This window comes from Streptomyces sp. NPDC087845, from assembly GCF_044742755.1.
Lineage (GTDB): Bacteria > Actinomycetota > Actinomycetes > Streptomycetales > Streptomycetaceae > Streptomyces.
Genome location: NZ_JBIUVC010000033.1, coordinates 33,283 through 46,193, shown reverse-complemented (window position 1 = coordinate 46,193; position 12,911 = coordinate 33,283). Strand labels below are relative to the sequence as shown.

Below are 12,911 nucleotides of genomic sequence, written 5' to 3'. Positions count from 1 at the left end.
GAACGGGTCATGATCATGTCGCTTGTTCTCCTTCTCAGACCTCAGAGACAGTCCCGCTGTGACAGCCGGTGTGTGACTGAACGTACTAACACCTCCTATTCCTGTCATATCGAGCAAATCGGGACCCCTGGCTTCGTGGGGCCGATCGGGTATACGGAGCCCCTTTACGCCCCTTTGGGAGGAGCTGACCGGACCGTCAAACATCCCTGAAAAATGGGGAGTTGAGTGACCATTAGCCCTTGCAGGTGATCTTCTGACGTCCACTCACCCGATGTGGCGGTGGGGCGCCGGGAAGTGTCGGCAAGTCGCTGCTTGACATGTGGCCTGTCGCAGGTTCCAAGGAGGCCGCATGAACGGTGGCTGTCCGACAAACGTGACCGCGCATAGCAGGGTTCGTCCAGGCCGGACGGTGACCAACGCCGGCACGCACGGCCTACCCGCCGCGGCCAGGGCCGACCGTCCCGAGGACCCGAGCGGGCAAACGCCAGGACCTGTCCGGCCACGCAGACCATCAGCGTGGACCGACCCGCCTCCTGCCGGGCGCCGCCCACGCGATCCAAACGCCCGGGACAGCCCGCTCGGGACGGTGCGCGCACTGCGGCGGGACCGGCGACGCCCACCCGCTGAGGAGCGCCGAGCGCCTGGCCCTCGCCACCGTCGCCCCATACCGCGACGCCCTCGCCCGGCAGATCGCCCGCCAAGAAGCGCAACGCCGCACCCCGGCCGTAAAACTGAAACGACGTCAACCCGCCCCGAGCAGCCAGTGCCGCATCAGGCAACGTTCGCCCTCTCGACCACGGCTTGTAGCCGCCGGTCGTCGGCGTGACGGGTTTCGCCAGATGATGTAGTGGCGGATCATGCTGCCCTGCTCCTTGTGGCTGGCGTCGTCGGTGCCGTTGCGGCCGAAGTGACGCAGGGCGGTGGGCTGGGCCCCAGCGGTGGCACGTCGGTCGTGGTGTTCGGGCCGGTGGCCCGGGATCGGCTGGTCGCCGCCGCTGGCCGTGGCCTCGCGCACTGACCGTTCAGGCGTGCCGCAGTGTCGCGGTGGCGATCTCCAGGAAGTCGCGCAGTAGCTTCTCGCGCCGGTCCGCGGCAACGGCCAGGCAGGTCTCGATCTCCGGGGCGTCTGTGACGGGGATGTTGGCGAGGTCCGGGCGGGAGTAGGACCGCGCGACGCTCAGCGGGATGAGCGCAATGCCGTGGCCGGAGGCGATGAGCTCGAACTTCTCTTCGAGCGACGACGTCCGCCGATTTGGCACGTCGAGCATCCGCTCGCCGTCGAGGTCTGCGGAGGTGAGCTCCTGACGACATGCCAGGGGGTGCGCCACGGGCATGCAGGCAACCCTGGGGTCGTGGCCGATGGGAATGATGCGTAAGCCCGACTCATCGAACGGCCTTCGCAGGTAACCGACCTGGGCGCGACCGTCCCGTAGCGGCTGGTCCTGCTCCCACCAGCGCGCCGGGACGACGTCGATCTCGACGTCCGCGTGGCGCGACGTGAACACCCGGATCGCTTCCGACACAGGCAGCCCGGGGGAGAAGGCGACCACGAGCCGTTGGACGCCCTGATCGACGTCGTGGACGCGCCGGACCGCCGCGGCGATCGACGGGAGGATCTGCTGCGCCTCCTCGTAGAGCTGTTTGCCGGCGGCGGTCAGCTCCACACTGCGGGTGGTCCTCACGAGCAGTGCGCACCCCAACTCCTGCTCCAACGACTTGATTTGACGGCTGAGCACCGGCTGGGCGATGTAGAGCTGTTCCGCCGCCCGGCCGAAGTGCCGGTGCTCGGCCACCGCGGCGAAGTAGCGGAGCTTGCGCAGATCGAGATCCATGCCCTGAAGGTATCAATGGTCGGGAAGGGTATTGGACGCCGCGGACGGCTGGCCCGAGACTCGACGCATGATCGTCATCACCACTCCCACCGGCCAGATCGGCGGCCGGCTCCTGGAGATCCTCCTCGACCAGACCCGCACGCGCGGCGAAGAGCTGCGCGTCATTGTGCGTGACCCCGGCAGACTCCCCGACAGGGTCGGCGCCCGCGTCGACGTGGTCACCGGCTCGCACGGCGACGCCGAGGTCGTCGACCGGGCCTTCGACGGCGCGGACGCCGTCTTCTGGCTGGTTCCGTCAAACACCCAGGAACCGAGCCTGGACGCCATGTACTCCGGCTTCACCCGCGCCGCCGCGAAGGCGTTCACGACCCATGGAGTCGGACACGTCGTCGGCGTCTCGGCACTCGGCCGCGGCACCCCCGTCGCCAGCCGCGCCGGGCATGTGACGGCGTCGCTGGCCATGGACGACCTCATCGCGAGTGCGGGGGTGGCCTACCGGGCGCTCGCCAACCCGACGTTCTTCGACAATCTGCTGCGGCAGGTGGCTTCGATCCGCGACAACGGTGTGTTCACCGACACCGTCGCCGCCGACCGCAAGGCGCCGACGGCCGCCACCCGGGACATCGCCGCGGCCGCCGCCGGCCTGCTGCTCGACCGCTCGTGGACGGGGGCGGGCGAGGTCCCGGTGCTGGGCCCCGAGGACCTTTCGCCGAACGACCTGGCGCGCATCATGTCCGAGGTGTTCGGCCGCCCGATCCGCTACGAGCGGCAGACGCTCGACGAATTCCGCACCGCACTCGCCGGACACGGCGGCGGGGGCGCGCTCGTGCAGGGCTACCTCGACATGATGCGCGCCAAAGACGACGGGCTCGACGACGGGGTGCGGCGCACCCCGCAGACCGCGAGCCCGACGACCTTCCGCGAGTGGTGTGAGCAGGTCCTGAAGCCGGCGGTCCAGGCATGAGCGCCGGGACCGCTCTCATCGTCGGGGCGTCCCGGGCCCTCGGGCTCGGCCTGGCCACAGAGTACGCGCACCGGGGTTGGGACGTCATCGGGACCGTCCGGGGCGATCGGCGCACCGGTCTCCACGACCTGGCCGAGGCATCCGGTGGTCGCGTCACCGTCGAGTCGCTGGACATGACGAAGCCGGAGGAGATCGATGCGCTGCGCGAACGCCTGGCGGAGCGCACCCTCGACCTGCTGTTCGTCAACGCCGCCGTCGCGAGGGGCAACATTCCCGTCGGCGAGGTCCCGACGGAGATGTTCGTCGAGGTCATGGTCACCAATGCGCTCAGCCCGATGCGCGTGATCGAGTCCTTCCGCTCGCTGGTCGCGCCGACCGGGACCGTCGGCGTCATGTCCTCGCGCCAAGGCAGCCTGGCCTTGAACACCCGCGGCGGTCAGGACGTCTACCGTGCCAGCAAGTCCGCCCTGAACCAGCTGATGCGCAGCTACGCCGCCCGGCACGCCGACACCTCGCACACGCTGCTACTCATCTGCCCGGGCCATGTCCGCACCGAACTCGGCGGACCGGACGCACCGTTGACCATCGACCATTCCATTCCGGGCGTGGCGAACACGATCGACCGCCACGGCGGCGAACCGGGCCTGAAGTTCCTCAACTACCAGGACCAGCCCGTGCCCTGGTAGCAGTCGTCGGAGTGACATCCCCAGCCAGGAGACCCGGTGCTCCGTTCGGCTGGACAACGAGGCGGCGGGCGGCGTAGACGAGGCGTGTACGGCATGGGCATGATCAGGAATCTGCTCCTCGGGCCGGCGTCGGAGCGGATGCCTCTGGGCACCGTCGAGATTCCATTCTTCGCGTCGGGGACGCTAACGGCGGCGGTCCGGTGGTACGAGCGGCTGGGGTTCGCCAAGCAGTGGGAATACCGCTTCGAATCGGGACTACCCGTGTTCGCCGAGTCGCCCGGGGCGGGGTGCGGTTGTTCTCGTCGGAGCACACAGGCGACGCTCGCCCCGACACGCTGGTCTACCTCCGTGTGTGAATTCCTGCCGCATCGCGGTGGGTACGGGCACTCATCGACCTGCTGAGTTCGCGGATGGCCTGAGAATTCTGGCTGTTGTGCTTCGGTGCCTCTCACCTGGGGTTACTACCCCGAGTCTCACTTGGGTCAGGTGATGGATTGTGCTGACCTGCGAACTTCGTGAGTAGTCGAGAATCGCGTCACGGTCGAGAGAATCCCAAGTGAACGGCTCTCAGGACGGGTGCCCAAGCCCACGCCCGCGCGGGATGCAGCGGCCAGCTGATAGTGCTCAGACCTGCGGTTCTGCAATATCGTGGCGCCCGTGTGGTCGACGTGCCTTTCCGACAACGGCGGCTGGAACGCAGGGTGACGGTGGATTGCCGCCGGCGCATCTGACTGACCGAGGACGAGGAGCGGCTTCTCAGGAGCGCTTCCCCGTGCGACGGCCCCGCTCAGCGGCCGGTCTCCCAAACCTGGTGCGGGTGATATACGCGGTGAGCTCGGTGCGAGGTCCTGTCCCGAGCGGTAGGGGACCTGCTGCATTTTCTGGAGCTCGTCGTCGGTGAGGCCGCCGACCCACGCGGTCATCCACCGGCGCTCGGCCTCCCTTTCAGTGCTCAGCGGCTGGTCGTATCAGTCGACCCCGGGCCTCTGCGTTCGACCGGCGCTGTCGGTGCCGGCCTTGAGGCTGCTGGGCATGGCCCGTTCCTGGACACGACTGCACGAGCACCTCGGTGCCGCCCCCGGACCGCTGAACTTCGACATGATCCGGCAGGCCGCTGCCGACGCCTTGGCGGAGTCGGATGATCTGGACTGGAAGGAGCAGCTGCCGCAACCGCCGAGGGACGGCCGCTGGAACGAACTGGCCAACGACGTCGCCGCGATGGCCGACACCCGCGGCGGGTTGCTCATCTTCGGGGTACGGGACAAGACCTGCGACCTGGTCGGCATCGACCCCGAGCAGGTCAACGATCAGCAGTACTCCCAGTGGATCCGCAACCACGTTCAGCCCTACCTGCCCGACATCACCTTCACCACCCTGCCCTCATCCGACGGCACCACGAGTGTCCTGGTCATCGACATCCCCGCCAGCCCGATGGCCCCGCACCACGTCTACGGCACCGCGCAGAAGGACAAGGAACAGCAGGCCGCATACCCAGAACTCAGGCCGCTGGGCTCCGCGCTCAATCGGCCCGCGGTTCTGGACGGTGAGATCGTCGCCCTCGACAGCGAGGGGCGCAGTGATTTCGAGCGGCTGCAGTCCCGGATGGGGCTGGCCGGATCACCGGCGAAGGCCGCCCGCATGGCCGAGAGGGTGCCTGCTCACCTGATCCTCTTCGACGCCGTGTTCCTGGACCACAGCCTGCTTCCGCTGCCCTACACCCAGCGCCGCGCCCTCCTGGAGATTCTCGGCCCGGACGGGGCCTGCTGGTCGACGCCGGCAGCGGTTGTCGGGCACGGGGCCCAGGCGTTGGAGATGACCCGGGCAGCGGGGCTCGAAGGCGTGCTCGCGAAACGGCTCGGCTCCCGGTACGAACCAGGCGTCCGCTCCCGTGCGTGGACCAAGATCCGGCACGTCCGTACCGCCGACGTAATCGTCGGCGGGTGGGTGCCCGGCCGCGGCCGGCTCACCGGCCTGCCCGGCGCGCTCCTGGTCGGGGAGCGACACGAGGGCACTCTGCGGTACATGGGCAGCGTCGGCACCGGGTGGAGCGACAGGGAACGCACCACCCTCGCAACCCTGCTCCACGCTGCCACAGTCGACGAGTGCCCGTTCGACAAGGCCCCCGGAGTGACCGGCGCACGGTGGGTACTGCCCCGCCTGGTCGGCGAAGTCCGCTACGCGAGTCGTACCCGGGCGGGCCGGCTGCGCCATCCTTCCTGGCACCGCCTGCGCCCCGACCTCACCCCGGACGACATCACATGACCGGGCCGGACTGGGCCCTTTCCGGCAGCAGTTCCGTCTCCGGAGTGCAGATCTCGCACTTCACAATGTACGTCTCATGCGTCACCGCAAGCCGCGCCTGCGTGCGGTTGAGCAGCTGGCCGTCCTTGGCCCGGTAGGCGGCGCAGCCACCACGGTGGAGTACCGGTGGCGCCTCGCCCCGCTTGGGCTGGATCTTCCATCCCTGGTCGATGCGTGCCTGCTCGGCGCGGTGCCGCTCCTGTTTCTCTTCGGCCTCCAGGTCCCGGATCGCCTGATCCATCCGCTGCAGTGGTACGCGAGGTACTCCCGGGTGACCCGGAGCTTGTCCAGGCGGGATATCTGCGAGGGGTCGGACACGGGCTACGCCGGGCTGACCTCGGGGAGAAACGGTGCGGAGGTGTCTGCGGGCTCGCTGGGTGGTGATGCAGCGTGTCCGTAGCCGCTGGTTCTCGGCGTTGCGGAAGCCGAACGCGTCGCGGGCGACGAGCTTGATCACGCGGTTGACGCCATGACGATCACAGACCGGGGTTGGAGGCGTGCCGTCGGGATCTGCGGCCTGGCCGCCCGGCTTTCAGCGGTCGCAGGTGACGTGGAGGCGGGCCCAGGCGTTGTTGGCGTAGCCCTTGGGGTTCCAGACCGTCGCTGGGGACTCGGGCTGTACGACTGCGGCGGAGTCCCAGGCACGGGCGAGGAGTTCCGTCTCCCCTGCCGGGAGGGTGAGCGTGGCGCGCCAGTGCTGCCACGTCCATGGGTTGGCCAGTGCGTTCAGATCGGCGTGGACCCACGTGGTGCCGCCGTCGGCGGACACGTCCACGCGTGTCACCGTGCGGTCGTCACCGGCGAAGGCCACGCCAGTGACCTCGGTAGGTCCGGACGGCAGCTGGGCGTCTTTGCCGGGCCGCAGGATGGCGATGTGAATGACGACCGGCCCGAGCGTGATGCCGTCGCCTGGCCCTGCCTTGTGGGGGTCGGCCTCGGGAGGCAGGAGGCTGTATTCCCACTGGAAGTAGTTGTCGGACGATTCGGTCTGTGCGGTGATGCGCTGGAGCCATTTGACGCTGCGGGCACCGATGTAGCCCGGGACGACGGCGCGCAGCGGGGCGCCGTGCGCAACGGGAAGAGCCTGATCGTTCATCGCCCAGGCCAAGAGCACCTCGCTGGAGGTGGCCTTCGCCGCCGGTATGGAGGCGCCGAAGGGCTGTGGCGGGTCGGCATCTTGTGACACGTCGGCGCCGGTGAAGGCGATATGGGCCGTTTCGGCCTGCAGTCCTGCCTCGGTCAGTACATCCGCCAAGCTCACACCGGTCCACCATGCCGTGGAGATGGCCCCGGGGCCCCAGGGGACCTGGCCGGGTATGTCGCGGAACTCCATGAGGTCGGCGCGGCGGTTGCCCGCGCACTGCAAAGTGGCGAGCACTTTCCGTTCGGGGAAGCGGCGCCGCAGTTCGTCCAGCGACAATTTCAGCGCGCGGTCGACCGTGCCGTCCACCCGCAGCCGCCAGCTCGCCCCGTCCACGCGGGGGATCGGGGCATGGTTGCGGCCATAGAAGGTGTCCAGAGGGGTGATCAGGTCCACGAGCGCGCCAGGAGGTGGTTCAGCGTTGTAGGGCTCGGCCTGGTGCACGATCATGTCGTCTCGTTTATCCCATATGCCCATATTGCCACTATGCTCGAAGCCTTTCCCAGCGGCACTTCGATCCCGCTCGGTTTCGGCGACAGCGACAGAATGCGCAAAGAAGAAGACCAGCCCGGCCAAGAAGGCCACGGCCAAAAAGACACGCCGAGCTCCAGGAGCTCGGCTACCGCGGCAGCTATCGGACGATCAGCGATTACCTGCGACCCAGGCGCCGTCGACGCATCCGTGTTGTTGCCCCGGCACCACCGGGCGTCCGGCAGGTCACCGGCCTGGATGATGCGCCACCCCGACCACCCGGGCGACGAAGAACGCCGGCAGTTCACCACCGTCCTCGCCCAGTGCCCAGAACTCACCGCCCTCCACAGGCACGTACGCACATTCGCCGAGATCCTCACAACATGCTCTGGCCAGCACCTCAAAGACTGGGTCACCGCAAACCGCGCCGAGGATCTTCCCGGACTCCACACGTTCGCCACCGGCCTGGAGAAGGACTGGGACGCCATCATCCAGGGTAAGACCACCTGCTGGAACTCCGGTCCGGCGGAGGGCCGGGTCAACCACATCAGAATGATCAAACGCCAGATGTTCGGACGAGCGAAACTTCCCCTCCTCCGGAAGCGAGTCCTGCTCACCGCAGCTCAAGGCAGCCACCGCCACCAGGCCTGACCCGGCCTTGACAGAACGGCCTCGTGATCACGGAATTTGTGCCTGATCCGAGAACCGACAGCACCAGTACACGAGATTGGGAGGCGCCGGCGGCGCGCCGTGTTCGATGTTCATGAGAAACGACAGCGCCCTCAGCGCGCCCCGCCGTCGCAGGGCCTCGCCTCGGGAAGCCGCGATGAGGCCCCAAGTAGCTCTGCGTAGGGTTCCGACTCCTTGGCATCCGGTCACGGAGCCCGCGCAAGAACCCGTTTGGCGGACCACGGCGACTACTGCTACTTTTCCGGAGGCCGTGCGAGAGAACGAGGAGGTGGTACCCGTGAACGCAGTATCGACATGGGTGCTCCCCTCCGGGGTCACGGTCGGGCGATAGGTCGTCCGGGAGCGCCGTTCATGAGCACTCCCGAAAGGCACGACCATGCACTTCACTTCTGAACAGCGCCTCGACGACGGCGTCCTCGAGCGCGAATTCACCCTCGGCGAGATCCCCGGCATCCTGTGGACGCCCGCATCCACATCCGCACCGGCGCCGCTGATCCTGCTCGGCCACCCCCCGCTCGGACTGCACAAGATGTATCCCCGACTGGTGGCCCGGGCCCGGCACGCCGTGGCGGATGGCTTCGCCGCAGCCACCATCGAGCTCCCCGGAAGCGGCGACCGGCCCCGTTGGGCCGCCGCCGAGCAGGCCCGCGCTGACCTGCGCCGCGCTATGAAAGCCGGCGAGCCGGTCAGCGACGAGATCATCGACGCCCTCATCCTCCCGCTGGTCGACAAGGCGGTCCCGGAATGGCAGGCCGCCTTGGACGCCCTCCTGTCGCTGCCCGAGATCGGCAGCCCGGTTGGGTACTCGGGGGGAGTGATCTCCATCGGCGTTCGTCTTGCGGTGGTCGAGCCGCGCATCATGGCCGCCGGATTCTTCGCCGGGAGTTTCGTGCCTCGCGCCATGTTCGAGGAGGCCCGCCAGGTCACCATTCCGCTGCATGTCCTGCTGCAGTGGGACGACGAAGGGAACGACCGGCAGGCGGCCCTGGACCTTTTCGACGCCTTCGGCTCCAAGGAGAAGTCCCTGCACGCAAATATGGGCGGGCACACCGGCGTCCCGCAGTTCGCGGGGGACGCCGCGGCCCAGTTCTTCACCCGGCACCTGAAGTGAGGCCGGGCCGTCAGGCCACCAGCAGACGGTAAGCCGTGTTGGCCAGGATGCTCCTCGTCGAAGGCAGGTCCCGGCGCTCCTCTGCTGTCCATGTCGCGGGCCCCTGCCAACTCGGCAGGGGCCCGCGCTGCCCGAAGCCATGACCTCATCCCCGAGGAACGGCACCTGCTGCGCTCCGTCGCCCTGCTGGACACCCCGCTGCGCGAGCAGGACCTGACCGCCGCCGGCCTCGGCCAGGCCGCCTGAACCGTGAGATGAACTGGCTGGTGACACCCTTCATGGGAGCGGGCCGGTACACCCCAGATTCCTGCCGCGAGGGTCAGCCTCCTACACCGTGGCCTGGGCAGATGATCCGACAGCGCTGCCGTGGGAACGAGGTTTGTGACGGTTCTTGTGAGCCATCGCCGCATTTCAGAGGGATACCCGCGCTGTTCTGCCAGCGGCGAACCCCGGCCCGACCGGGCTCGACGATCACTACAGTCCAGTCACATGACGACGATTGCGACGCGTACGGTCGAGTATCCGGCCGACGGTCTGACGATGATCGGGCACCTCGCACTCCCGGCCGGCGTCGACCGCCGGCCCGCGGTGCTGCTCGGGCCAGAGGGGACGGGGCTCAGCGACGTCGAGCGCCGCCGGGCCGATGCGCTCGCCGAACTGGGATACGTAGCGCTGGCCTTCGACCTTCACGGCGGGCGCTATTTGGGCGACCCAGACGAGATGCTGGCCCGTTGCATGCCGCTGCTCGCCAGCCCCGACCGGATGCGGGGCATCGGCCACGCGGCGCTCGACGTGTTGCGCGCCGAACCGCGGACCGACCCCGACCGGATCGCCGCCATCGGCTACGGCACCGGGGGCGCCGTCGGGCTGGAACTCGGGCGCGACGGCGTCAACCTGCGCGCGATCGGGACAGTCAACGCGCTGACCACGGGCCGACCGGGCGAGGCGGCGCGCATCCGCTGCCCAGTGTGGGCCGGGGTCGGGTCGGAAGACCCGATCATGCCGCCCGCGCAACGGAACGCGTTCACCGCCGAGATGCAGGCCGCAGGCGTCGACTGGCGCCTCGCGGTCTACGGCGGCGCCTTGCACGCCTTCCACCACCCGCCGGTCGACCACACCGTGCGTCCCGGCGTCGGCTACCACCCACGGCACGCGCAGCGAGCCTGGCGCGACGTCGTCGACCTGCTCGCCGAGTGCCTGCCCGTGACGGAGGATCTGGGGGCATGACCCAGCAAACATGCTGGCGCCAGGTCTGGTCGGCGTCGGGTACTGACAGCCCCCTCCCCTCAAGTCCGCACAGCAGAACCGCATTCGGGCAGATGCCCGATCGCGGAGACGTATTCACAACTGCCGCAGTAAATACCGGATTTACTGCGACAGAGCCCCTACCGTGATCACCGCTACCTGCGGCGGACCATTCCGGCCGCTCGGCGCCCGGCATCGGGGCCTGCGAAGGGCGTCGTTCCGGGCCCCTTGCGGCCGTCGGTGATGACGTCGGCTGCCGCTCGAAGCGACAGGATCGCCGCATTCACAGGCCTTGACCGCTGCGTGATCTTCACGGGCCCGGACTGCTGTGTGATCGGCCCCGGCGCACAGGAGAGGCACCATCCCGCGGCCGGACGGGGCCGTCGCGTCCAGCAACGCATCGTCGGTTTCCTGGTGGGCCGGGCGGCGGTTGGATGGCCGTCTCACTGCTGGATGCGGCAGCGGTGGTCATGGAAAGGGGCACCTTCCTCAGTGCCAGCGCTCGTGACGGATATCTGCGGAAGCGTCGGTGAGCTTCGCGATCGAGCGGCGGGCGGCGTTGACGGTCACGGTCCGGCGGGCGATACGGGCGAGCGGGAGGTCGCTGGCCGAGTCGGTGTACAGGAGCGCGTCCTCCGGGGCGAACCCCAGTGCCCGGACGGCACCGACCTTTGCTTCGCCCACGTTGTGGGCGATGAGTCGGGGCCCTCGTGGGGTGAAGTCGAGCCGGGAAGCGGCCAGGGGGATGCCGTGCAACCCGACGCCGTCCAGAAATGCGCGCGCGAGGTTCTCCTCCGAGGCTGTCGCCACGACTGTCGGACCACGACCGAGGGCGCATCGGCACCGTGCCACGGCCTGTCTGACCGCTGTCCGGGCTGCCATGGCCCGGCCCGTCACGGCTGCCAGTTCCTCGTACTGGCTGCGGGTCATTCCGCGCAGCGCCAAGGCCACGATCGCCCGGTTCATCGCGGGCTTCAGCGCGCCGTCGGGCGGTGCTGCCGAGGCGACCAAGAACGGTGGGATCGAGGCGGCGAACCGGAGAGGATGGGCTGCCAGACGGGCTCTGACCAGTGAGGACATCGTGTCCTCGCTGGTCAGGACGCCGTCGAGGTCGAAGATCGAGGTGCTGTCGTTGGCCGGGTTCATTGTGGGACGCCGTCGGCTTTCGTCTCGACGAGAAGGCCTGCGGCAGCGAGCGCGCTCACCTCGACGACCATCGTGGCAGGGAAGGTCTCGCCGTGGACAGCGTTCACCGGGGCGAGGCCGACGTCGATACGGCCGAAGGTCTCGCGCGCTCGCGCTGCCGCGTCGGCGCCTTCGGCTGCGGAAGGCCGGTTGCGGCGTCTCGATCCGGTCATGATGCGCTGCCGCTCTGATTGCCCGAACATGTGGAAAGCTGCCTGTTTCTGTCTGTGATTGTGGATGCGGTGGCCGGGGGGAGTCAAGAGAAGGTCCAGGCGGGGGCGTCGATGGATCGTCTGCGCGACCGCGGCGGAACGGCCGGATTCCTCACGGCGCTCCTCGGAGGGGCAGGACCCCTGCCGCGCCGGAGGCGAGGGGACTGCCGGCGCCGAAGAAAGCGGTCGGCCGTACTGCCTTCAGGCCACGACGATGTTGTCGCCCGCCGCGTCGAGGGCGTCGCTCAGGCCGTCCGGGCAAGGACTGTCGGTGATGAGGGTGTCGAAGCCGTCGAGTTCGCAGACGCGGTGGGCGGCTGTGCGTCCGAACTTGCTGGAATCGGCGAGCACGTAGCGGTGGGACGCGTTGGCGAGCATGGTGCGCTTCGTTGCGACTTCGTCGAGGTGGAAGTCGGTCAGTCCGTAGGAGGCGATGCCTCCGGAGCCCAGGAAGACCGCGTCCGCGCGCAGATTGTCGAAGAACTCGACGGCCTGGGCGTTGGAGCAGGCCAGGTCGCCACCGCGCAGCCGCCCGCCGCTGACCAGGACCTCGACGTGCGGGCGGGAGCTGACCTCGGCGGCCACGAGCAGGGAAGGGGTGGCGATGACGCCGACGTGATCGGCGGGCAGAGCGCGGGCCACCTCCAGGGCCGTGGTGCCGACATCGATGACGATCGTCTGGTTGGGTTCGATCAGGGCTGCTGCGGCTCGGCCGATGGCCTGCTTTTCGGCGAGGAAAGCGCCCCTGCGCTCATTGAAGGACGCCTCCTCCCCGACGGGTGACTGGACGGCGGTGGCCCCTCCGTGGACACGCGCCAGCTCTCCGCGTCGCTCGAGGAGGGCGAGGTCCCTGCGAATCGTCTCGTGGGAGACGCCCAGCAGGCTGGTCAGGTCGTCCGTCGTGATGAATTTGAGCCGAGCGATCTCGGCGACGATCCTGCGGTGGCGCTCGGCTGCTAGCACGTCCGGCCCTCTCTGATTGACTGTTTCTGTGGAACCCTGACTGCATTCTAGGGCTCATCTGACATCCGGAACGCATCGCCGGTGGCCTCGAAATTCGGTTCTTCTGCGCA

The 12,911-nt window shown here is 68.6% G+C and carries 12 protein-coding genes and 4 pseudogenes; 9 read left to right on the top strand and 7 right to left on the bottom strand.

The annotated features are described in order from the left end of the window. Positions 1-771: 771 nt before the first annotated feature. Positions 772-931 (bottom strand): annotated as a pseudogene (locus ACIOMQ_RS40155) (IS630 family transposase); the annotation flags it as partial. Positions 932-1,022: 91 nt separating this feature from the next. Then, positions 1,023-1,832 (bottom strand): LysR family transcriptional regulator, encoded by an 810-nt coding sequence (locus ACIOMQ_RS40150; protein ID WP_401989249.1) that lies wholly within the window; start codon positions 1,830-1,832, stop codon positions 1,023-1,025. A 67-nt stretch (positions 1,833-1,899) separates the two neighbouring features. Between ACIOMQ_RS40150 and ACIOMQ_RS40145 the strand changes: the two genes are divergently transcribed. The 5 genes and pseudogenes from ACIOMQ_RS40145 to ACIOMQ_RS40125 all read left to right on the top strand — a co-directional run. Further along, entirely contained in the window at positions 1,900-2,796 is an 897-nt protein-coding gene (locus tag ACIOMQ_RS40145; RefSeq protein WP_402192657.1) for an NAD(P)H-binding protein, read from the top strand. Continuing rightward, positions 2,793-3,482: an SDR family oxidoreductase gene (locus ACIOMQ_RS40140; protein ID WP_402192655.1), complete on the top strand. Its 690-nt coding sequence runs from the start codon at positions 2,793-2,795 to the stop codon at positions 3,480-3,482. Before ACIOMQ_RS40145 ends, ACIOMQ_RS40140 begins: the two co-directional genes overlap by 4 nt. Before the next feature lie 164 nt (positions 3,483-3,646). Further along, positions 3,647-3,835: pseudogene (locus ACIOMQ_RS40135) on the top strand (glyoxalase superfamily protein); the annotation flags it as partial. 679 nt (positions 3,836-4,514) lie between these two features. Next, positions 4,515-4,922 (top strand): annotated as a pseudogene (locus tag ACIOMQ_RS40130) (helix-turn-helix domain-containing protein); the annotation flags it as partial. 45 nt (positions 4,923-4,967) lie between these two features. After that, positions 4,968-5,744: pseudogene (locus tag ACIOMQ_RS40125) on the top strand (ATP-dependent DNA ligase); the annotation flags it as partial. Here ACIOMQ_RS40125 and ACIOMQ_RS40120 read toward each other — a convergent pair. After that, on the bottom strand, positions 5,737-6,024 hold the full coding sequence (locus ACIOMQ_RS40120) for a DUF6233 domain-containing protein (RefSeq protein WP_401271092.1): 288 nt from the start codon (positions 6,022-6,024) through the stop codon (positions 5,737-5,739). The pseudogene ACIOMQ_RS40125 and the gene ACIOMQ_RS40120 overlap by 8 nt on opposite strands. Positions 6,025-6,315: 291 nt before the next feature. Further along, positions 6,316-7,374: a sulfite oxidase gene (locus ACIOMQ_RS40115; protein WP_402192653.1), complete on the bottom strand. Its 1,059-nt coding sequence runs from the start codon at positions 7,372-7,374 to the stop codon at positions 6,316-6,318. A gap of 36 nt (positions 7,375-7,410) precedes the next feature. Between ACIOMQ_RS40115 and ACIOMQ_RS40110 the strand changes: the two genes are divergently transcribed. From ACIOMQ_RS40110 to ACIOMQ_RS40095, 4 genes are all read left to right on the top strand, one after another. Beyond that, positions 7,411-8,046, top strand: coding sequence for a transposase (locus tag ACIOMQ_RS40110; RefSeq protein WP_362210325.1), 636 nt, complete (start codon positions 7,411-7,413; stop codon positions 8,044-8,046). A gap of 415 nt (positions 8,047-8,461) precedes the next feature. After that, positions 8,462-9,196, top strand: coding sequence for an alpha/beta hydrolase (locus ACIOMQ_RS40105; RefSeq protein ID WP_402192651.1), 735 nt, complete (start codon positions 8,462-8,464; stop codon positions 9,194-9,196). Positions 9,197-9,286: 90 nt separating this feature from the next. Beyond that, positions 9,287-9,442, top strand: coding sequence for a hypothetical protein (locus ACIOMQ_RS40100; RefSeq protein ID WP_362210319.1), 156 nt, complete (start codon positions 9,287-9,289; stop codon positions 9,440-9,442). Positions 9,443-9,685: 243 nt separating this feature from the next. Continuing rightward, positions 9,686-10,423: a dienelactone hydrolase family protein gene (locus tag ACIOMQ_RS40095; RefSeq protein ID WP_402192649.1), complete on the top strand. Its 738-nt coding sequence runs from the start codon at positions 9,686-9,688 to the stop codon at positions 10,421-10,423. A gap of 507 nt (positions 10,424-10,930) precedes the next feature. On the opposite strand, the gene ACIOMQ_RS40090 is transcribed toward ACIOMQ_RS40095, so the two are convergent. The 3 genes from ACIOMQ_RS40090 to ACIOMQ_RS40080 form a co-directional block, all read right to left on the bottom strand. Continuing rightward, positions 10,931-11,587: an HAD family hydrolase gene (locus tag ACIOMQ_RS40090; RefSeq protein WP_362210313.1), complete on the bottom strand. Its 657-nt coding sequence runs from the start codon at positions 11,585-11,587 to the stop codon at positions 10,931-10,933. After that, positions 11,584-11,799 carry a hypothetical protein gene (locus ACIOMQ_RS40085; RefSeq protein WP_401941703.1) on the bottom strand — a complete coding sequence of 72 codons (216 nt, stop codon included), beginning with the start codon at positions 11,797-11,799 and terminating at the stop codon, positions 11,584-11,586. The genes ACIOMQ_RS40090 and ACIOMQ_RS40085 overlap by 4 nt, the downstream gene beginning before the upstream one ends. Before the next feature lie 240 nt (positions 11,800-12,039). Continuing rightward, positions 12,040-12,801: a DeoR/GlpR family DNA-binding transcription regulator gene (locus tag ACIOMQ_RS40080; RefSeq protein WP_362210306.1), complete on the bottom strand. Its 762-nt coding sequence runs from the start codon at positions 12,799-12,801 to the stop codon at positions 12,040-12,042. Between the last annotated feature and the right edge of the window lie 110 nt (positions 12,802-12,911).

What these genes read in the sequence shown, in the direction of transcription:
- ACIOMQ_RS40115 (WP_402192653.1), bottom strand. Translation starts at nt 7,374, where the DNA reads ATGATCGTGCACCAGGCCGAGCCCTACAACGCTGAACCACCTCCTGGC.
- ACIOMQ_RS40150 (WP_401989249.1), bottom strand. Translation starts at nt 1,832, where the DNA reads ATGGATCTCGATCTGCGCAAGCTCCGCTACTTCGCCGCGGTGGCCGAG.
- ACIOMQ_RS40090 (WP_362210313.1), bottom strand. Translation starts at nt 11,587, where the DNA reads ATGAACCCGGCCAACGACAGCACCTCGATCTTCGACCTCGACGGCGTC.
- ACIOMQ_RS40095 (WP_402192649.1), top strand. Translation starts at nt 9,686, where the DNA reads ATGACGACGATTGCGACGCGTACGGTCGAGTATCCGGCCGACGGTCTG.
- ACIOMQ_RS40140 (WP_402192655.1), top strand. Translation starts at nt 2,793, where the DNA reads ATGAGCGCCGGGACCGCTCTCATCGTCGGGGCGTCCCGGGCCCTCGGG.
- ACIOMQ_RS40120 (WP_401271092.1), bottom strand. Translation starts at nt 6,024, where the DNA reads ATGGATCAGGCGATCCGGGACCTGGAGGCCGAAGAGAAACAGGAGCGG.
- ACIOMQ_RS40100 (WP_362210319.1), top strand. Translation starts at nt 9,287, where the DNA reads ATGTCGCGGGCCCCTGCCAACTCGGCAGGGGCCCGCGCTGCCCGAAGC.
- ACIOMQ_RS40110 (WP_362210325.1), top strand. Translation starts at nt 7,411, where the DNA reads ATGCTCGAAGCCTTTCCCAGCGGCACTTCGATCCCGCTCGGTTTCGGC.
- ACIOMQ_RS40085 (WP_401941703.1), bottom strand. Translation starts at nt 11,799, where the DNA reads ATGACCGGATCGAGACGCCGCAACCGGCCTTCCGCAGCCGAAGGCGCC.
- ACIOMQ_RS40105 (WP_402192651.1), top strand. Translation starts at nt 8,462, where the DNA reads ATGCACTTCACTTCTGAACAGCGCCTCGACGACGGCGTCCTCGAGCGC.
- ACIOMQ_RS40145 (WP_402192657.1), top strand. Translation starts at nt 1,900, where the DNA reads ATGATCGTCATCACCACTCCCACCGGCCAGATCGGCGGCCGGCTCCTG.